General features: G+C 41.3%; 9 protein-coding genes. 7 read left to right on the top strand and 2 right to left on the bottom strand.

Going from position 1 to position 22414, the window contains the following annotated elements; genetic code table 11:
- Positions 1-148: 148 nt before the first annotated feature.
- Positions 149-1630, bottom strand: coding sequence for a proline--tRNA ligase (proS, locus tag IR083_RS15240; protein ID WP_194224968.1), 1482 nt, complete (start codon positions 1628-1630; stop codon positions 149-151).
- Positions 1631-2366: 736 nt separating this feature from the next.
- On the opposite strand from proS, the gene IR083_RS15235 reads away from it, so the two are divergent.
- Complete coding sequence (locus IR083_RS15235) at positions 2367-4268, top strand: family 43 glycosylhydrolase (RefSeq protein ID WP_194224967.1); 1902 nt, start codon at positions 2367-2369, stop codon at positions 4266-4268.
- 140 nt (positions 4269-4408) lie between these two features.
- On the opposite strand, the gene IR083_RS15230 is transcribed toward IR083_RS15235, so the two are convergent.
- Positions 4409-8365 carry a two-component regulator propeller domain-containing protein gene (locus tag IR083_RS15230; protein ID WP_317174743.1) on the bottom strand — a complete coding sequence of 1319 codons (3957 nt, stop codon included), beginning with the start codon at positions 8363-8365 and terminating at the stop codon, positions 4409-4411.
- A gap of 393 nt (positions 8366-8758) precedes the next feature.
- Between IR083_RS15230 and IR083_RS15225 the strand changes: the two genes are divergently transcribed.
- The 6 genes from IR083_RS15225 to IR083_RS15200 all read left to right on the top strand — a co-directional run bounded on the left by IR083_RS15225 (position 8759) and on the right by IR083_RS15200 (position 22395).
- Entirely contained in the window at positions 8759-11863 is a 3105-nt protein-coding gene (locus tag IR083_RS15225; RefSeq protein ID WP_194224965.1) for a glycoside hydrolase family 2 TIM barrel-domain containing protein, read from the top strand.
- Between the two features lie 188 nt (positions 11864-12051).
- A complete protein-coding gene (locus IR083_RS15220; RefSeq protein ID WP_006801681.1) occupies positions 12052-13206 on the top strand; it encodes a glycoside hydrolase family 88 protein in 1155 nt (384 codons plus the stop codon).
- 11 nt (positions 13207-13217) lie between these two features.
- Positions 13218-14471, top strand: coding sequence for a DUF2264 domain-containing protein (locus IR083_RS15215; protein WP_006801682.1), 1254 nt, complete (start codon positions 13218-13220; stop codon positions 14469-14471).
- A gap of 556 nt (positions 14472-15027) precedes the next feature.
- Positions 15028-18333: a SusC/RagA family TonB-linked outer membrane protein gene (locus IR083_RS15210; protein ID WP_194224964.1), complete on the top strand. Its 3306-nt coding sequence runs from the start codon at positions 15028-15030 to the stop codon at positions 18331-18333.
- A 13-nt stretch (positions 18334-18346) separates the two neighbouring features.
- Positions 18347-20350, top strand: a complete 2004-nt coding sequence (locus tag IR083_RS15205) for a RagB/SusD family nutrient uptake outer membrane protein (RefSeq protein WP_006799889.1) — start codon at positions 18347-18349, stop codon at positions 20348-20350.
- An 80-nt stretch (positions 20351-20430) separates the two neighbouring features.
- The gene (locus IR083_RS15200; RefSeq protein ID WP_194224963.1) at positions 20431-22395 is read left to right on the top strand and encodes a family 43 glycosylhydrolase; all 1965 of its coding nucleotides are present in this window, start codon (positions 20431-20433) and stop codon (positions 22393-22395) included.
- Positions 22396-22414: the final 19 nt, after the last annotated feature.

The raw sequence follows: 22414 nt of genomic DNA, 5'->3' as shown, positions 1-22414 counted from the left end.
TCGGAAAAAATAAGGAAATCTTTTAAAAGAGGGAACTCAATCCGCATCGCTTAATGTCTGATTGAGTACTTCATGAAAATAAATAAAACAAAAGCCTTTGAAATTCTACTATCAGAATCTCAAAGGCCTGAATAAATTATATAATTGCTTAATATGCGCGTGCAAATACCACCCGCTGAGCCGATGGCTTACCTGTCACCATACACTTGCCAGGAGTCTTATCCCCTTCGAGTGGAATACAGCGGATTGTCGCCTTTGTTTCAGCTTTTACCTTTTCTTCTGTTTCGGCTGTTCCATCCCAATGAGCAAGAATAAAGACGCCTTCTTCTATCTTTTCTTTGAATTCATCGTAAGAATCGACAGTGATTGTCTGTGCAGCCCTAAGGTCAAAGGCCTTCTTGTAAATATTCGCCTGAATTTCGTCCAGCAAATTTTTAATGTATATATCAAGGCCGTCGCACGATACAGTCTCCTTTGTCAATGTATCACGGCGGGCAACTTCTACGGTATTGTTTTCCATATCGCGCGCACCCATTGCCAGGCGTACAGGCACACCCTTCAGTTCATACTCCGAAAATTTCCACCCCGGTTTCTTATTATCGGCATTGTCATATTTAACACTGATACCTAATGCTTTCAGCGATTTTACAAGACCATCCACTTTTTCATTGATAAGAGCTAATTGCTCATCTCCTTTATAGATAGGAACAATTACAACCTGAAACGGAGCCAGCTTTGGAGGTAGTACCAGACCGTTATCATCCGAATGTGCCATTATCAGTGCACCTATCAGACGGGTAGAAACTCCCCACGAAGTCGCCCATACATGTTCCATTTTGCCTTCTTTATCCGCAAACCTCACATCGAAAGCTTTGGCGAAATTCTGGCCTAAGAAGTGTGATGTACCCGATTGCAAGGCTTTACCATCCTGCATCATAGCTTCGATAGTATATGTGTCGATAGCTCCCGCAAAGCGTTCGGACGCAGATTTTACCCCTTTAATAACAGGCATAGCCATGTATTCTTCGGCAAATTGTGCATACACATTCAGCATCTGTATAGTTTCCGCTTCAGCTTCTTCTCTGGTTGCATGAGCGGTATGCCCTTCCTGCCAAAGAAACTCAGCTGTACGGAGAAACAGACGCGTGCGCATCTCCCAACGGACAACATTTGCCCACTGATTTACCAGAATAGGCAAATCACGATAAGACTGTATCCAGTTGCGGTAAGTATTCCATATAATAGTTTCGGATGTAGGGCGTACAATCAGTTCCTCTTCCAGTTTTGCTTCAGGGTCTACTATTACACCCTTCCCGTCCGGATCGTTCTTCAGACGGTAATGAGTCACTACAGCACACTCTTTCGCAAAACCTTCCACGTGGTCGGCCTCTTTACTAAGAAATGATTTGGGAATAAAAAGCGGGAAATAAGCATTCACATGCCCTGTTTCTTTAAACATATCGTCAAGCTGACGCTGCATTTTTTCCCAAATAGCGTAACCGTATGGTTTTATTACCATGCATCCGCGCACTGCGGAATTCTCCGCCAAATCTGCTTTCATTACCAAATCGAGGTACCACTGACTGTAATCCTTACTTCTTGGTGTCAGTTCTTTTAGTTCTTTTGCCATATTTTATTGAATTTCTCAAAATCGCTACAAAGTTAACAAAAGGCATTAATTAAACTATATGCAGTAAACAGATTTATCAAACTAATAGGTGAACTCATAAGGCTTATATGAGTAATAAGTTATCATTATTCTTGTAGAGTTTAGAGAATTTGAAAACTTTATCTATATGTATAAGCTTTTAGCCTTTAGCTGATAGCTTGTAGCTCTTTGAAAAAATGAATCAGCAGATTTGTAAATTAGCAGATTAGCAAATGAATGAAATAGTGTAACCTTTGTTACCTTTTATTTTTAACCACAGAGTAAACGGAGTAGCACGGAGTTTTTAGAAGAAAAAGTGACAATAAAAATTGTGTAAAAAGTCGTCAGGTTTGTCAGGTTTTGTAGATAAGCTATCGGCTAACAGCTATCAGCTAATAGCTAAAAATGCGTTACCTTTGTTACTTTTTAACAAGTAGTAAGTTTTAAGTTGAAAGTTGTATGAGATACGCGTAGACAAGACACGAGATACAAGTTGTTAACTGATGACTGTTCGCTGTAAAGCCACTTATGCGATAGCCAAAGCTAACGGCTAATAGCTATCAGCTAAAAGCTGAAATATCTGTTACCTTTGTTACCTTTTTTTACGTTAGCTTATTTACAGTCTCTAATTGAACGATTTTTCACCCCTGATTATGGGATATATTGCAGATATTTGAACTTGAATTAAAACATCATTTTATTTACACGAATGAAAACCATGAAATCTAAATTTTTAATTTGTCTTTTTATCTCAGTTCTGTTTATACCCTCTTATGCTCAGGAGTACAGATCAGGAGCTGTGGAAAAAGACTATGTAGCTTATCTGTTCGCTTACTTTACAGGAAATAGGGTGGAAGAAGAGGCGATCCATTTTGCCATAAGCGCGGATGGATATAATTATAAATCGTTGAATGGCAATAAGCCGGTAATTGATTCCAAACTAATCAGTTCGACAGGAGGTGTCCGCGATCCGCATATATTAAGATGTGAGGACGGAAAAACCTTTTATATGGTGGTGACGGATATGACATCGTCGAAAGGCTGGGATTCGAACCGGGCTATGATCCTTTTGAAGTCCACAGATTTGGTAAACTGGTCGTCGGGCATCGTAAATATTCAAAATAAATATACAGGGCAGGAAGACCTGAAACGGGTATGGGCTCCACAAACCATTTATGACCCCGAAGCAAAGAAATACATGGTTTACTGGTCGATGAAGCATGGCGACGGCCAGGATATTATATATTATGCTTATGCAAATGCTGATTTTACCGATTTTGAAGGAGAGCCGAAACAGTTGTTTTTCCCGGAGAATGAAAAATCGTGTATAGACGGGGATATTATCCTGAAAGATGGAACTTTCTATATGTTTTACAAAACTGAAGGACACGGCAATGGTATAAAACTGGCTACGACCAACTCGCTGACTTCCGGTAAATGGACGGAGCATGAAGGTTATAAGCAACAGACTACCGATGCAGTAGAAGGCTCAAGTGTATTCAGGCTGATAAATACAGATACTTATATATTGATGTATGACGTATATATGAAAGGTAAATATCAGTTCTGTGAAAGTACTGATCTGGAAAATTTCAGTATTATAGACCATGAGATATCGATGGATTTCCATCCCCGCCATGGTTCGGTTATTCCTGTGACACGTCAGGAACTAAAGGCATTGACTGCTAAATGGGGCATGCCGGAAGGTTTTCCCTCGATAGGAAATAATCCGGTGCTTACGGGCTACTATGCCGACCCTGATATTATATATTCCAATAAAACAAAGAAATACTATATCTATCCTACCAGCGACGGGTTCGATGGTTGGGGCGGTTACTACTTCAAGACATTCTCTTCCGACAACCTGAAAGATTGGAAAGATGAAGGTGTAATGCTCGACCTGAAAAAAGATGTTTCGTGGGCCAACAGGAATGCGTGGGCTCCGTGTATTGAAGAGAAGAAGGTAGATGGTAAATATAAATATTACTATTATTTCACTGCCGCGCAGAAGATCGGGGTGGCTGTCGCCGAAGATCCGGCAGGTCCGTTCGTGGACTCGGGTAAAGCATTGATCGATTTCAGGCCGGAAGGGGTGAAAGGCGGGCAGGAGATAGACCCTGATGTGTTTACAGATCCGAAGACGGGCAAAAGTTATCTCTATTGGGGTAATGGATATATGGCTGTGGCTGAACTGAATAAAGATATGGTGTCGATAAAGAAAGAAACTGTTCAGGTACGCACTCCTGATAAGACATTCCGTGAGGCTATCTCGGTCTTTTATAGAAAGGGAACGTATTACTTCCTTTGGTCGGAAGACGATACCCGGAGCGAAAATTACCGGGTAAGGTATGGTACTTCCACATCACCTACGGGAGTCATTACTATCCCCGAAAATAATCTGATCCTGGCAAAAGATGCAGCTAAAGGCATTTATGGAACGGGTCATAATTCGGTACTGCAAATACCGGGAAAGGATGAGTGGTATATCGTATATCATCGTTTCAACCGTCCTAACGGGATAAAGATGGGCGATGCGGCAGGCTTTCACAGGGAGGTATGTATCGATAAAATGGAGTTTAATACGGACGGCAGTATCAAAGCGGTAGTCCCGACGTTATAAAATTTCAAGATTCTCGAAATCAATGGATGTAAATCTTGAAACATGAAATCATATACTATAGGTTTTTCTGGTTTTTAGGCTTTTAAGGTAAAGGCCGGATAGCATGATTGGGTTACGTGTTATTCCGGCCTTTTGGTTTATTAGCCTGCATTTCGTTGAAAATCGCTAGGTGTTAGATTGAATTCCAGCTTGAAGCACGATGTAAAATACTTCGGGTCTGAGAAGCCTACCGAATAGGCGACCTCCGATATGGATATGGACTTGTCTTTCAACATCTGGCAGGCATGTTTCAACCTGATATTGCGGATAAATTCGATAGGCGCAAGCCCTGTCATGGTCTTTATCTTACGGTACAGGGAAGACTTGGACATATTCAGATGCTCGGCAAATGTATTGACATCGAACTCTGGTTCGGACAGATGCTCCTCTATTATCTTTATCGCATTATTGAGGAACTGTTCATCTATAGATGGGTATTCGAGCGTAGAGATGTTTATTTCCACATCCGTCTTGAATTCTTTTTGCTTGTCCTTCTTGTTTGCAAGGAAATTGTTGATACGGGCTTCCAATACTTTAAGTTCAAAAGGTTTAGATATATATCCGTCAGCTCCGGCATTGTAGCATTCTATGCGGTCGTCTGCACTGTTTTTTGCAGTTAGTAATATTACAGGAATATGGCTGGTTTCGATATCTTTCTTCAATCTGCGGCAAAGTTCCAGCCCGTCCATACGGGGCATCATAACATCGCTGATTACGATGTCTATATCGTTGTCTTTTACACGGTCCAATGCTTCCACTCCATTAGAGGCTGTGAGTACATGGTAATGTTTCGACAGTATATTGCCGATAAGGGTAAGTAACTCTTCGTTGTCCTCTACCAGTAATACGGCCGTGCGTTCTTTGACATCCTGATTGTTTGCATTTATATCTTCACCGGAAGGTTCATCTAATGACATCAGGTCTATATTCTTTTCGTATACAATGACTTGATCCGATTTGCCCATTTCCGAATCGTTATAGCTTTCTTTGTCTATTGGGATATCTATTGTAAATGTAGTGCCCGCATCCACTTCACTTTCCACACTAATGGTTCCGTGATGGAGGTCTACAAGGTCTTTGGTAAGAGATAGCCCTATGCCGTTTGTGTCACTGGCTTCAGTCATCCTGTTGGTATAGAAGCGTGTGAAGATATCGGCCTGGTCTTCTTTGGCTATTCCTACTCCGGTATCACTTATCCTGATTTGCAGGTGCGGATGGTTGTTTCTCTGGTATTTGTTCAGGCTTATCTCCACCTTTCCATTCCGGGGTGTGTATTTATATGCATTGGATAACATATTGAATACTACTTTATCTATTTTATCAGCATCGAAGTATCCCTGTATATGGCTTGGCTGGGAGTTGAAAGAAAACTCGATGTCTTTTTTCTTCATCAATGGCAGGAAATTGGTATAGCATATATCCTGTATAAATGTAACAACCTCTCCCTGTGATATTTTGAGTTTCATATTTCCGCTTTCTACTTTCCTGAAGTCTAACACTTGCTGTAAAAGCCGTCTCAGGCGGTTGACGCTAGATCGCATGGTGTCGAACTGGGTAATCTTGCTTTTATATGTGATTTCTGCATCATCGATCAGACAGGATATAATGGTCAATGGCGTGAGAAAATCATGTGATATATTGGTAAAGTAACGCAGTTTGGTTTGTGTGAGCTCTTCCGACTTGTCTTTTTCTATCTGCGCTATTTTCAGTTCGTTGCGAAGTTTTATCCTGTTCTTTATGATTCTGTATGTCCAGTAGATCGCGGCGAGTAATAATACAATATAGATGGCATATGCCCACCATGTTTCATAGAATGCGGGGCGTTTATATATTATAAGCCTGGTGATCTCGCTGCTCCAGAGCCTGTTTTCATCTGTAGCTTTGATGTAGAATGTATGCGAACCTTTACTGAGCTGGTTATATATTGCAAACTGGCGGTCATTCTCCGTATATACCCAGTCGTCGTCTACTCCTTCCATCTTATAGGCATACTGGATCTTGGAAGGGAATGTATAATCGAGGGACGAAAAATCAATCTCGATATTCTTATCGTCAGGCTCGAAAGTCAGGGACTGCGAAGTTATATCGAATCGCTGATTTTTATTTCCCTGAAAAACGGATGAATTGTTGATCTTTATATCAGTAATGAAAGTCCGTGTTTGTTTTGCCTGTTCGGATAAAGTTTCGGATGGGCTAAATACCGAAATCCCCTTATTTCCTCCAAAGTATATTTTACCGTCTTTATTCTTGAAATAAGAATTGATGAGGAATGAGTTGACTATAACTCCATCGGTACCCGAATAATTTTTCGAGGCTCCGTTTTCAGGATTGTACTCCGTAATACGTTTATTTGTAGATACCCATACATGGCCGAAGTTGTCGGTGACGATATTAAGTATAGCTTCGCCGGTCATCTTCAGCGATTGGGATACGTCTTTGAACTGCTGGCTGATGAGATCATAGGCTATGATGCTGCCCTCTTTAGTTCCCAGCCATACTTTGCCGTTTATATCGGCGCAGATGGATTCTATGTTATTGCTCGGCAGATTGTTTCCTTCTTTATTGAAATTCTTTATTTGAGATTTTCCAGCCTGGAAGTTGCCTGTCATAAGGATTTGAGATACGCCGGATGTTTTACTGCTGATCCAGATCGTTCCTCTTGTATCTTCCGTTATCCCCGAAATAGTGCCGAGGGAAAAGCTCACCACTTCTATATTATCTTTATTATATGGCTTGATGAGAAGACCTGTAGAGGTTACTATCCAGATATTATTATTCCGGTCTTCAAAAAATATGCGGGGATTACCTGCATCTGAAGCAATGACTGATAAGTCGATACTTCTGGAAACGACAATATTATCTTTGTCCTTCTTCATACAGTAAATCCTTGCTTCGTTTTCAGGTCCTACCCATATTTCTTCCGGAATAGAACGAAACTGGGAGATGCAGCTAACATTACTCAACATCGGGAGATTTTTCAATTGGGGGTAATCCGAATATAAACGGATACTGTTCTTTTCAGGATTGAATATTCCCAAGCCCCATCGGTTCTGATTTACCCAAATGTCTCCCTCCCCATCTCCGCTGATGGCTGTTATATTGGGTGTTATTCCTGTTCGTTCCTTGATTGATGAGATGGAATAGTTTTTAATGACAGGGCGGTCGAAATTGATTGTAAGCACTCCTTCGCTGAACGTTGCTATCCATAAGTTTCCTGTCCGGTCCTTTATTATCTCACTGTATATATTATTAGATTCCTTGAACAGGTAGGATATATCAATGTTTTTTAGTTTGCCCTCCTTATCATATTCGAAAGCATGCAAGCCGGAGATAGACATCACCCAGACGTATCCGTATTTGTCGTCCTGTACAATGCTGAAAAATGTATCTTCTGCCAGTTGTCTTTCCTTGTTGAAAACCTCTTGCCGGATATACATCTCATCTCCTTCTTTCTCAGGATTGAACAGATACAATCCATTACCCCATGTGCAAACCCAATATTGCTTCCTGTTATCCTGATATATTCTGAAAGGATTGTTCCCGCTTCCGATCTGAGGATAATGTTTGAATGTATCATCTTTAGGATTGTATCTGTATATGCCATTCCTCCATAGTGCAACCCACAGAGTGCCGTCGGGGGCTTCGTAGATAGAATTGATATTTGTGGAAGGGAGTTCGTTATTGTATTTCTTCTTCAGTGTCAGATCCGGATTATAGCATAAAACAGTGCTTCGTGTTCCTACCCATATATTACCGTCGGATGCGACCAGAATCGTTTCTATATTTTGATTCAGGATTTCCTTATCCTCCAGAGGTGTGATTATATATGTCTTTTTATCCAGAATATTGATTCCGCTGCGCGTGCCTATCCACAAGCGGTTATTTTTATCTTCGGCCAGGCAGGAAATATCATTGCTCGCGATTAAATCAGGGTTGTTCAGGTTGGAACGGAAGGTCAGTATGCGATATCCATCATATCTGCACAGCCCGTCTAAAGTACCAAACCACATGAAGCCCTCTTTGTCCTGATGTATTCTGCGGACAGAATTTGACGGCAATTGACTTATTAGGGGAATTGGCTTTACGGATATTTGCTTTGCCTCAATGTTCAGAAAAACAAAAACAAATAATAATAAATATAACCGGTGTCGTTTTAAGCAGTAAAACATGTTTAATTTCGGTATTAGGTTTTAGGAAATACAATATTAAAAATAATAATTGTTATTTTTACACCAATAAATAGTTAAAAGTGCTTTTTTAAAGAAAATGGAACTATTTTTACCCTATATGAATGATTTGTATACCCTCGTGCGGTTCTGTTTTCATTATATTTGTAGAATATAAGATGCGCCTCGGCATACTCAAAGTAAACTTTGACTCTACCCCCGGCTTTCTCTATATTTGTGGCATTGCAAGATAATCTCTTATATATAACAATCAAAAGCTAAAACATGAAAAAAACACTCTTTTTACTTTCAGTGTTTCTGTGCTCAGGCCTTTTTGCCCAGAATAACGTCCCTGATTGGGAAAATCCGGAAGTTTTTGCAGTAAATAAGGAAGAAACCCGCGCGACGTCATTGCCTTATCCATCCGATCAATTGGCATTGACTGATGATTACGCGGCTTCACCTTATTATCAGTTACTCGATGGAATGTGGAAATTCCACTGGGTACCTAAGGTAGCGGAAGTTCCGGAAGGATTTTATAAGGAAAACTATGATGCGGGCAAGTGGGTAAACATGCCTGTGCCGGGTAATTGGGAATTCAACGGTTACGGTATTCCGATGTATGTAAACACTGGCTTCGGCTTCAAGAAGAATCCACCGTATATCGATAGGGAAGATTCGCCGACAGGGGCGTACCGTCACGAATTCAATATCCCGGACAATTGGGACGGGCGTAAGGTATTCATTCATTTCGATGGAGGTACGAATTCGATGTATGTATGGGTAAACGGGCAAAAAGTAGGTTATACCGAAAATGCCAAAAGCCCGGCTGAATTCGATATTACAAAATATATACGCAAGGGTAAAAATTTACTGGCTTGTGAAGTGCATAAATTCAGCGATGGTTCATATCTCGAAGATCAGGATATGTGGCGTCTGGGAGGAATAAACAGGAGCGTATATTTATATAGTACGGCGCAGACTCGTATATGGGATTTCTTTGCTCATCCCGATCTGGATAAGAATTACAAGAACGGAGTATTCAGTGTGGATATAAAACTGAAGAATTATACGAATGCAGCGCAGGCCCAAACTGTAGATGTAGCGATAATCGATAATACAGGAAAGAAAGTATTCGGCAAGTCTCAGAAAACATCTATTCCGGCAGAGAGTACCAGTGACCTGTCATTTTCAGGAAATGTATCAAATCCGTTGAAATGGACAGCCGAAACACCGAACCTGTATACTATGCTGATTACATTAAAGGATAGTAAAGGTAATGTGGTGGAAGCGACTTCGCACAAAATAGGGTTCCGTAAGATTGAAATAAAAGACGGACAACTGTTTGTCAATGGTAAAAAAGTATTCTTTAAAGGAGTGAACCTGCATGAGTTCAATACAAATACGGGACAGGTAGTTACCCGCAAAGAAATGATGCGTAACCTGCAACTGATGAAAGAACTGAATATAAATGCTGTGCGTACGTCCCATTATCCGCAACAACCGCTTTGGTACAAGCTTTGTGACGAGTACGGCATTTATCTGGTAGACGAAGCAAACCTTGAATCACATGGCCTGGGTTATGGCCCGGATAATGTATCGAACTTCCCCGAATGGCATGCCACACATATGGATCGTATCATCCGTGCAGTGGAACGTGACAAGAATCATGCTTCGGTTATTTTCTGGTCGCTGGGTAATGAGGCCAGCAACGGCAAAGCGTTCTTCGATATGTACGATTGGGCAAAAGCCCGGGATAACAGCCGTCCGGTACAATATGAGCAAGCATATCAGAAAGACCGCAACACCGATATTATCTGTCACATGTATCCTTCATGGGAAAATATGAAACGTGATGCAGCCAAAGATTTGGGACGTCCTTATATCATGTGCGAGTATGCGCATGCAATGGGTAATAGTATGGGTAATTTCCAGGAATACTGGGATTTGATGCGCTCGAGCAAAAATATGCAGGGCGGCTTTATCTGGGAATGGTACAATCACGGATACCCGGCTAAGGACGAACAGGATCGTTTCTACTGGGCATACGGTGGCGACCTGAAAGGATATAATAAGATGAATGACGGGAACTTTGTTGCCGACGGTCTTATCAGCCCTGACCAGAACTATATTCCACACACCCACATTGTGAAGAAAGTATATCAGAATATCTTATTCGAGGCTAAAGATCTGAATAATGGTATAATCACTGTAATCAATGACTTCAAGTTTACCGACCTTACCAATAAGAATTATACTTATAAATGGGTATTGCTGAAAAACGGAGAAAATGCAGGTGAAGGTACATTCGATATTACTGTACCTGCCGACTTGCGGAAAGATATCAAACTGAACATCCCTGCGATAACAGCAGAAGCCGGAACTGAATATTATCTTCAATTATTTGCATACAGCAAGGAAGATACACCTTTTATCAAGGCCGGATTTGAAGTAGCTAAAGGTGAATTTGCTTTTGTTTCCAATAATTATTTTGAACAATCGTCTGACGCATCGGGTTCTTTGACTATAGATAAAAAAGACGACAAGATCATCGTAACATCGGGAACTCTGGCTTATGAATTCTCATCGAAGGATGGCCGCAGCTTGCTTTCTATGACTAATGACGGAAAGAAAGTATTCAACGAACTTCCTCGTTTGAACTTCTGGCGTGCTCCTACGGATAACGACTTCGGAGAATGGGTTCAGTATAACCTGCGTTTGTGGGATGCTGCCGGACATAATATTATATATACATTCAAAGGCTCGCAAGAGGCTAACGGGGGTATTACGGTTAATTATGAGGCTAAGCTGAAAGGAATTGAAGCGAAAGTCGATTTGGCCTATACTGTGAACAAAGATGGAAGCCTCACCACTGTGGCTAATTACAAAGCCTTGGCAGATGATCTTCCTGAGATGGTACGTTTCGGTATGATTATGACTCTACCTAAGCAAGTGGATGACTTTACATGGTATGGACGTGGGCCGTGGGAAAATTATATAGATCGTAACCATGATACATTTATGGGCATCTGGAATGGTAAAGTTGAAGAACAGGCTTTTGCTTATTACCGTCCGCAAGAGACAGGAAATAAGACTGATGTTCGTTGGCTGACATTGAAGAATAAAGACGGTAACGGGATTAAAGTTACGGGAATACAACCTTTATCGGTAAGTGCGACCAACAATAAGCCGGAAGACCTCGACCCGGGCATGACGAAGAAACAACAGCATGCTTCCGATATTCTGCCGCGTAACGAGACTGTATTGTGTGTTGACCTATTTCAGCGTGGAGTAGCCGGATTGAATTCATGGGGCGCAAGTCCGCTGTCGCCATACAGGTTCTTTGGAAAAGAATACACATATGGCTACACGATCAGTGTTATAAAATAAACAGATTAGAATAATAAATTACAGACCTTGCCCGAAATTCTTTTCAGGCAAGGTTTTTTTATCGGTGAATTTTAATTCTGAATCAAATCTCCCCCCTTTTTGACCTAATTGAATCCTGTTAGTTAGAATATTCTTAGGCACTTTTGTACTAATGAAACGTGTGAAAAATCTAAGTATATAATTACACCATGAAAAGAAAATTATACCTCTTGTTACCATTCTTCTTTATATATGCATCATGTATTGGGAATGCCAATAAAATAAATGAGAGTACCTCGGACAATACAATGACTGAAACGGAAGTTGTGGAATTAATAAAGAAAGTGAACAATCATTGGCAGTCTGCTCATCCCGGGCATGAGAATTCCTTTTGGCACAGGGCTGCATACCATACAGGAAATATGGCTGCCTATGAAACCACGGGTATAGAAGAATATAAAGCATATTCGAAAGCGTGGTCGGAGAAAAATGAATGGAAGGGTGCTAAATCCGATGATAAACAGGAATGGAAATACTCTTATGGAGAAACGGACGAGTATGTGCTGTTCGGAGACTTTCAGACTTGTTTTCAGGTGTACATAGACTTATATAATCTCGATGAAGAGAAAGACGAAACGAAAATAGCCCGTGCAAAAGAAGTGATGAAATACCAGATGTCTACCCCTAATGTGGATTATTGGTGGTGGGCCGACGGATTATATATGGTAATGCCTGTGATGACACGGCTATATAAGATTACGGGAGATAAGCAATATCTGGATAAGTTATATGAATATTTCGCCTATGCCCGCGACTTAATGTATGATAAAGAAAGCAGTCTGTTTTACCGCGATGCCAAATATATCTATCCGAAGCATAAGACAAACAAGGGTTTGAAAGACTTTTGGGCCAGAGGTAACGGATGGGTTTTTGCCGCTATCCCAAGAGTGCTGGCAGACTTACCACAAGATAATCCACACCGGGCCGAATATATACAGATCTATCAGGATATGGCAAAGGCTATAGCTGCCTGTCAACAGGAAGAAGGTTTCTGGAGCCGTAGCATGCTCGATCTGGAACAGGCGCCTGGATATGAAACCAGTGGAACGGCATTTTTTGCCTATGGTTTTCTATGGGGAGTGAATAATAACATATTAGATAAGGATGCTTATAAACCGGCAATTGATAAGAGTTGGAAATATCTGACAGAAACAGCTTTGCAGCCTGACGGCTCGATAGGATATGTGCAACCGATAGGCGAAAGAGCCGACCAGCATAAAAATGTAGGACCTGATACAACAGCCGATTTCGGAGTGGGTGCATTTCTTCTGGCAGCTGCAGAAATGGTCAAATACTTAAAATAAATTTTATACTTATGAAAAAAATATATATACTACTGACACTTACAGTCCTTCTTTCTTTACCATCATATGCAAATATGGATCAGAAAGAAGAGATACCAAACGACCGTGCTTACTGGACTGATCTGCTTTACAAAATAGCCTCGCCTGTCCTTAGTAATATGAGCAAGGGTGAGTTGTCCAGGAATATGGAACTGGAATTAAGCCCTACATGGGACGGACGTGACAAACGTGTTTCATACATGGAATGCTTTGGCCGTCTGATGTCCGGATTAGCGCCATGGCTTAGCTTGCCGGATGATGATACTGTCGAAGGTAAGCAACGGAAACAATTACGCGAATGGGCGCTTAAAAGTTATGCGCAGGCGGTTGATCCGGCCAGCCCGGATTATCTGTTGTGGCGCAACGAGGGGCAGCCATTGGTAGATGCCGCATATATCGCTTCCAGTTTTCTGCGTGCGCCTAAGCAATTATGGGAACCTTTGGATGATTTGACGAAGAAGAGATATATTGAAGAATTTCAGCAATTGCGCCGTATCGATCCTCCTTATACAAACTGGCTTTTGTTTTCGGCAATGGTAGAGTCATTCTTACTCTCTGTAGATGCGCAATGCGATATGTATCGTATCCACAGCGCTATTCGTAAGATTGAGGAATGGTATGTGGGAGATGGCTGGTACTCGGATGGCTCACACTTTGCATTCGACTATTATAACAGTTTTGTTATTCAGCCTATGTATGTGCAGGTATTGGAAGTACTTGTTGACCGTCAGATCAGGTTACGTGACAAGAATCTGGCTGTAGTGCAAAAGAATCTCGACACAGCAAAAAAACGCATGCAACGCTTTGGTATCATACTCGAACGTTTTATTTCACCAGAAGCCACATTCCCTGCATTCGGCCGCTCTATGACTTACCGTATGGGTGCGTTTCAACCACTGGCTTTATTGTCGTGGAAAGAATATTTACCGGAAGAGCTACCTGAGGGACAGGTGCGTAATGCGTTAACATGTGTTATGAAGCGTATGTTCTCTATGGAAGGCAACTTTAATAAGGGAGGTTTCTTGCAATTGGGATTTGCGGGACATCAACCCGATTTGGCTGATTGGTATACAAATAATGGAAGTTTATATCTGACGACAGAAGTATTCCTTCCCCTGGGTTTACCTGCCAGTCATTCTTTCTGGACTTCCCCAGCTCAGGACTGGACTGAAAAGAAAGCATGGAGCGGGCAATCATTCCCTAAAGACCATGCAATAAGGGATTAAAAATGTAGAAAAGAATCAAATTTCATCCTTTTTGAATGAAATTACCCTTATAGAAACCTTTATTAATTATCAATTTTGCTATTGCTTACTTAACTATTATCTAGACCACCATGGGAAAAATAATTCATAACAAAAGCCCTGTCTGATTAAAACCGGATGAATTACGATATTCTGTTTAGAATTCAGGAAATACCATAAATTAATAATACTCTTAATGTAAAACACAGTTCTGATTTTATGTATTATAAAACCAAAAATATAACAACAAATTATCCCATTTTTTCTTCTGAAAATTTGGATATTAGCTGTGTTTTGCTAGAGAGAAAGAATATAATAAAAATAAACCAATTTATAGTCCGGAGAAAGAATTCTTCTCAGGATTATTACATCTTATTATATTATTTGATACAGGAAACTCTTATTCCGGATAGGGAAAAATATCCGGGATAGGGGTTTTCTGTATTTTTTTTAGTCATACTGGTTTCATATGAATACTATAGCAGATCAATTGTAAGAGAAAAAACTAACCTATTACTTATTTAATTACTTAATTACTATGGGAAAATATACTTATTTAAAAAAGCAAAGTGAGGTATGCGGAAAGGCAGTACCAAAATCTTTCTTCTCATTTTTCTTGTTGTTTGCATTAATAACCTTTTCATCCGGAATATTTGCTCAAAATAGAACGGTGCAAGGTACAGTATCTGATGCAAATACAGGTGAAGCCCTTATCGGCGTATCTGTCGTGGTGAAGGGTTCGACCGTAGGTACTGTAACCGATATCGACGGGAAATTTACACTGCCGGCTGCGGCTAATTCTACACTTGTGATATCTTATGTAGGGTACATCAAACAGGAAGTAAATGTTGAAAACCAAACGAGTTTTCTAATAAAGTTGGAAGAAGATTCCAAGATGTTGGATGAGGTCGTAGTTATCGGTTACGGGACAATGCGAAAGAAAGACCTGACAGGATCTATCGTACAGGTTCGTCCCGACAGGTTGGCGAACGAAAATCCAAAGACAGTTCAGGACATTCTTCGTGGAACCCCAGGTCTGTCAGTCGGCTATAGTGCCGATGCCAAAGGTGGAGGTTCTATGCAGATACGTGGTCAGCGTTCGGTAAGTACCGGAGGTGGGCACAATGACCCATTGATTATCCTCGACGGAATGATGTTCTACGGTGAATTGTCGGAAATCAACCCTGATGATATAGGACAGATCGATGTATTGAAAGATGCTTCGGCGGCTTCCGTATATGGAGCGAGAGCTGCAAGTGGAGTTATTATCATTACTACCAAAAAAGGGCAGATGGGTAAGCCCGTCGTAAATGTTAGTGCAAACTTCGGTGTCACTACCAAGAGCGATTATCGTAAAGTGTTTAGCCCTGATGGTTATATGCAATATCGTGAAGACTGGTACAAAACCGGTACCTACGGAGTGAACTCCGAAACGGGTAAATACGAAGCCTATCAGACAGGTACGACTAAAGGCAAATATGGATATTATGACAATCCGAACAATTTATCTCAATACGGAGTTTCGCCTGATACCTGGCGGGGATATACGACCAATGCAACGGGTGAATCCGATGCCAGTATATACGGCAGACGCTTAAACCTGAGTGACATTGTGCTTCAGAACTATATTGATGGAAATTCCTTCGACTGGTACGACCATACTTTCCGTACGGGTATCAATCAGGATTATAATGCGAGTGTGTCGGGAGCCAGTGAACGGATGAACTATTATATGTCTCTTGGTTACCTTAAAAACGAAGGTGCCGTTGTTGGTAATGAGTATCAATCTGTCCGCGCCAATCTGAAACTTACAGGAACAGTAACTAAATGGTTAGAGATAAGTGCTAATGTAAACTTCCAGGATCGTAGCGATGGCGATATCCAACCCGGATTAGGTCATAACTACTGGGATGCCAATCAGGTACGACTTAGCCCATATGCATCTTACCGCGATAGTGATGGTAACTTAGTATATCGTCCGATGGGAGCCAGTCAGAATTATGGATGGAACTATGATTACAACCGTCAGTATATGGAATTGGAAAAAGGCTATCAGGTATTGAACAGTATTTTTACTGCAAAAGTGAAATTACCTTTCAATATTACTTATTCCTTTAATGGTTCACCTCGTTATCAATATTTCTTCGATCGCTACTTCGAATCCTCTCAACATCCCGACTGGGTAAGTACCGGTGGTCTGGTAAATCGTGAGCAGGCAAAACGCTTCGACTGGTCTATTAACAATACAATCAATTGGGATTATACTTTTGCTCAAAAACATAAAGTAAATGTAACTTTAGTTCAGGAGGCTGAAGAACAAAGATATTGGAAAGACAGAATAGAAGCTCGCAATATTTTGCCATCAGATGCATTGGGCTTCCATAATACAAAGGACGGAGATAAAACAAAAAGTTCTTATTCGTCAGAAGATACGCATTATACGGCTGATGCTCTCTTAGCTCGTTTATTTTATTCGTATGATGACAAGTATATGTTGACAACTTCGGTTCGCCGTGATGGATACTCTGCATTCGGACAAAATAATCCTCATGCTACTTTCCCGTCGGTAGCACTTGCCTGGTCATTTGTAAATGAAGATTTTTTCAAATGGAAACCAATGAGCTCAGGGAAATTACGTGTGTCGTGGGGTAAAAACGGTAACCGTTCACTTGAAAATCCATATGTGTCAATAGCCAATCTTGTGACAGACAAAAAACAAGGATACCTGGATGCTTCCGGTAATTTGGTTAACATGAACTATTTGCGTATCGACCGTATGGCGAATCCCGGCTTGCAATGGGAAAAGACAGAGGCTTGGAACTTCGGATGGGACTATGGTTTCCTAAACGATCGTATCACTGGTAACCTTGAGTATTATACAATTACTACACACGATATGATAATGACTCAGCGTTTGCCTGGATTTACAGGTTTTTCAGGCATAGGTACCAATCTGGGTGAGGTGCAGAACAGAGGTGTGGAGTTTGCGATTAACTCCCTCAACATGAAGACTGACAATTTTGAATGGAGAACAACCTTTGGCTTTTCTTATAACAAGAATGAAATCAAACATCTCTATTATCAATATGAAGATGTCCTTGATGCTTCAGGAAAAGTTGTAGGTACAAAAGAAATGGACGATAAAACAAACGGTTGGTTTATCGGGCAGGCTATCGGTACAATCTGGGATTATAAAGTAACCGGAATCTGGCAGGCAGATGAAGTTGAAGAAGCAGCCAGATATGGACAGAAACCCGGCGATCCTAAAGTGGAAAATTCCTATACTGCCGATGATAAGGTAAATGCCGATGGTTCTACTTCACCGGTATATAATGATAACGATAAGCAATTCTTAGGAAAAACATCTCCTCCTATTCATTGGTCGATCCGTAATGATTTTACTTTATGGAAGAACCTGAGCCTGTCGTTTAGCATATATTCTTATATGGGCCATAAATCGCTTGAAACATATTATTTGAATCAGGATAATGCCGGTTCGTTAATCACTAATGGTTTGAATACATATGCTAAAGAATACTGGACAATAGATAATCCGACTAATAAATATGGACGCTTAAATGCACAAGGGCCTACAGGTGCAGTTACTGCCGGTAGACTTCACGATCGCTCGTTTATCCGCCTTGAAAATATATCGGTAGGCTATACCTTACCTAAAGCGTGGCTGCAAAGGTTCGATGTGCAGAATGTGAAAATTTTTGGTTCGGTTCGCAATGTAGCCGTATGGAAAAAAGACTGGGAATATGGTGATCCTGAAACAGGAGCCAACAACAATGGAGGTTTGGCATCCCGCATTTATTCGCTTGGTTTAAACTTAACCTTCTAAATTGTAATAAAACATGAAAAAGATATATAAGAATATGAAGAACAGATTATCGGCAATAGGGCTGGTAACCGCAATGTGTAGTTCATTATTTTTCGGCAGTTGTTCCGATGATTTTTTGGAGCCTGATCCTCTGTCGTTTTACGAGCCGGGGATTACATTTACTACTGAATCGGGTATGCAGGCTGTGTTGGCTCAGGCCGATCGTCACCTTCGTTCCTACTGGACAAGCTATGAAAACAGAAATATTTCCGTGCCTATCGGTACCGAGTATCTATTTTCTGAACTATCCGTAGCAAGTAAGACCGATGATTCAGCCTTGTTTAGCGATGTGGCAAACCAGATGACACCCACAAGTGGTGCCGGATATGATGCGGGAGACTGGAGAAGCTACTTTTGGGATGAAACTTATAATGGTATAAAATATGCAAATACTATTACCACCTTTATCAATAATGTGGAAGGTTTGGATGAGGCAACCAAAAATGCTTATCTGGGTAGAGCGTATTTCCATCGTTCGTTTCGCTATCTTTCGTTAGTTTTCCAATTTGGTGACGTGCCATTGGTAACTAAAATTCTCTCAGTTCCTAAACAAAATTATCGTTCTACCAAAAAAGAAGCAATTCTGGACATGATAACCAAAGATATGGAATTTGCCGTAGAATGGGTGCCGGACCAAAAAGATATAAAATATACAGGAATGGTAAATAAAGGTGCTTGCCGTATGTTACTTATCAAATGCTATATGGCTACAGGTCAGTTTCAGAAAGCAAAAGACCAGGCGGATATCTTGATTAACAGCTCCGGCTATTCATTGATGCAGGATAATTTCGGATCTTTTGTAGATACTTATTCTCCTCAAACATGGAAAGTGACCCGCAATGTAATATGGGATCTGCACCGCCCTGAAAATAAACTTGCCGGTACTAACAAAGAAGTAATAATGGGCATGGTAAATCGTGGCGCGACTGCCGAGTCGATGATCGAGTTCCTTACAATGCGTATTTTCGGACCTAGTTATACAAGTGGTTCAGACCTGAAAACGCCTGACGGAAAACAAGCAGTTGTGAATTATGCCCGCAATAATACAAATTACCGGGCTAATTACGATTATATCAGATCTATCGGACGTGGTATTGCTACATGGCGTCTGACTTGGTTTGCTTCTAACGGAGTGTGGAAAGTAAATGGGGTAGATGATAAAGGTGATTTGCGTCATAACAGTACGGTTGGTAACTGGGGTAGAATGGACTCAATTAAATATAACGATCCGTCATCTACATGGTTTGGTAAAAATCTTATGTTCAAGCATCCGGATACTGGTGCTCTATTGTGTACAGACTCCCTTCGCGTTTGGTTCGACTGGCCTCAATACAAAATTTATTTGAACGATGTACTGGCAGAAGCTAGCCAGAGTTCCAACCAATTCAATGGAGCTACTAACGGAGGTATTGCCGACTGGTATCTTTACCGCTTGGCAGAGGCGTATCTTCTCCGTGCCGAAGCTAAATTTTATCTGGGAGACCCGGCAGGGGCAGCTTCAGATGTAAACGAAGTGAGGAAGAGAGCGAAATGTACGGAACTATACACTACTGTGACTATCGGTGATATTATGGATGAGCGCGCTCGTGAACTATACCTGGAAGAATGGCGCAATGTGGAATTGAAACGTGTATCGTATTGCCTTGCCCTGAGCGGGAAACCAGATGAGTGGGGTGGTACCTATGATGTAAATACATTGTATAAAGAATCCGGTACAGACTTGAATGGTGGTAGCTACTGGTATAAGCGGGTAACACGCTATGGTATGTACAATCAGGGACCAAGAAGTGTTCGCCCTAATACATTCAATTACCAGATGGACAAATGTAACTTCTTGTGGCCTATTCCAAATGCTGCGATTACTGCTAACAATAAAGGAGAACTTAGCCAGAACTACGGTTATGATGGTTATGACGCTGCAACTCCTAAATGGGATTCATGGCAGGATGCTGTGGCTGATCAAGATAAGGTAAATTAAGATTCATTGTAAATAAATAGATTGCCAGGATAGGAGCTCTGTGGAAGGATCTCCTATCTTGGTGTTTTAAGACGATAATAATGAAAAATATACATAGAAGTATTTATAGCCTTTTATTGACAGGCTTATTAATGTTATCGGGTCTTCCCTGCTTTTCGCAACAAAACAGAGAACAGATTATCCGCCCCGGCCAGCTTTGGCCCGATGATAAAGGTGTTCATATCAACGCGCATGGAGGAGGTATTCTCTATCACAATGGAAAGTACTATTGGTTTGGGGAGCATAAAGGAGGAAAGTCCAACTCTGCGTTTGTTGGCGTCACATGCTATTCATCCGATGATTTGTATAACTGGAAGAATGAGGGTGTAGCTCTGCCTGTTTCGGAGGATAGGAGTAGCCCTATCGTAAAAGGCTGCATAATAGAACGTCCCAAAGTTATATACAATGAGAATACTAAAAAGTTTGTGATGTATTTCCATCTCGAACTCAAAGGCAAAGGTTATGCGGCAGCCAATGTCGGCATCGCTGTGAGTGATAATGCGGTAGGCCCCTACCGGTTTATAAAGAATAGCAGGGTGAATGCCGGTAAATGGCCTGTGAATATGACCACAGAACAGCAAACTTCAACAATAAAATCTACCGATTTTAAAGACTGGTGGACTCCCGAATGGCATAAAGCTGTGGATGACGGATTATTCACCCGTCGCGATTTTGCAGTAGGGCAGATGTCCCGCGATATGACTTTATATGTAGATGATGATGGAAAGGCCTATCATATCTATGCATCAGAAGAAAACCTTACACTTCAGATAGCTGAACTGACGGACGATTACTTAGGTTATACGGGAAAATACATCCGTATAGAACCGGGGGGGCATAACGAAGCCCCTGCTGTGTTCAAGAAATATGGACGCTACTTTATGATAACATCAGGATGTACCGGCTGGGCCCCGAATGCTGCCCGTTTGCTCACTGCCGGTAATATCTGGGGGCCGTGGACGTTGCATCCGAATCCTTGTGTAGGGAAAGATGCGGAACTTACATTCCATTCGCAGAGTACCTATGTATTGCCGGTCGCCGGAAAGAAAGACGCCTTTATTTTTATGGGAGACAGATGGACACCTAAGGACCCTATCGACGGGCGATATATCTGGCTTCCGATACTCTTCGAGAATGGTATGCCTGTATTGAAATGGATGGACGGATGGAATCTGGATATCTTCGATCATATAAATGCAGACAATGCTATTCCTAAAGATATACAAGGCTGGGATCTTGTCTGGAACGATGAGTTTGACAAAGACGGTAAGCCTGATTCCAATGTATGGAGCTATGAAAATGGCTTTGTAAGGAATCAGGAACTGCAATGGTATCAACCGGACAACGCGGTATGCAAGAACGGAGTACTCAATATACAGGGCAGGAGGGAGCAGGTAAAGAACCCTGCTTATGAACCGGGAAGTTCCGATTGGAGGAGGAACCGTGAATATGCCGGTTATACGTCATCTTCCATAAAAACGGTAGAAAAAAAAGAATTCCGGTACGGCCGTTTCGAAATCAGGGCGAAGATACCTACCGCAACAGGTTCATGGCCTGCCATCTGGACACTGGGGACTTCTATGGAATGGCCGTCGAACGGAGAAATAGACCTGATGGAATATTATCTGGTAGGAGGGAAGCCTCACATATTGGCCAATACAGCATGGGGAACAGACAAAAGATACGATGCCAAATGGGACTCGGAGATAATACCATTTACCAACTTTACAGATAAAGACCCCTTTTGGGCCGATAAGTTCCACGTATGGCGTATGGACTGGGATGCGGATGCCATTCGTTTATATATAGATGATGTGATGGTAAACGAAACTTTACTCAAAGATACTCAGAATGGTTCGATAGGTAAAAATATGAATCCTTTTAGGCAGCCTCATTATATTTTATTAAATTTGGCTATCGGGGGAAATGGTGGCACACCGGATGATAATGCATTTCCTTTGACCTACGAAATCGACTATGTACGTGTTTATCAAAAAGCCGAATAGTCCGGACTGAAAATTATAA

Origin of the sequence: Dysgonomonas sp. GY75 (assembly GCF_015234155.1) — a bacterium.
Lineage (GTDB): Bacteria > Bacteroidota > Bacteroidia > Bacteroidales > Dysgonomonadaceae > Dysgonomonas > Dysgonomonas gadei.
Note: the sequence above shows the minus strand (reverse complement) of the source record. Positions and strands in the feature narration are given on the sequence as shown.

Coding starts and splice junctions, on each gene's coding strand:
- IR083_RS15200 (WP_194224963.1), top strand. CDS start 20,431: ATGAAAAATATACATAGAAGTATTTATAGCCTTTTATTGACAGGCTTA.
- IR083_RS15225 (WP_194224965.1), top strand. CDS start 8,759: ATGAAAAAAACACTCTTTTTACTTTCAGTGTTTCTGTGCTCAGGCCTT.
- IR083_RS15235 (WP_194224967.1), top strand. CDS start 2,367: ATGAAATCTAAATTTTTAATTTGTCTTTTTATCTCAGTTCTGTTTATA.
- IR083_RS15215 (WP_006801682.1), top strand. CDS start 13,218: ATGAAAAAAATATATATACTACTGACACTTACAGTCCTTCTTTCTTTA.
- IR083_RS15205 (WP_006799889.1), top strand. CDS start 18,347: ATGAAAAAGATATATAAGAATATGAAGAACAGATTATCGGCAATAGGG.
- IR083_RS15220 (WP_006801681.1), top strand. CDS start 12,052: ATGAAAAGAAAATTATACCTCTTGTTACCATTCTTCTTTATATATGCA.
- proS (WP_194224968.1), bottom strand. CDS start 1,630: ATGGCAAAAGAACTAAAAGAACTGACACCAAGAAGTAAGGATTACAGT.
- IR083_RS15210 (WP_194224964.1), top strand. CDS start 15,028: ATGGGAAAATATACTTATTTAAAAAAGCAAAGTGAGGTATGCGGAAAG.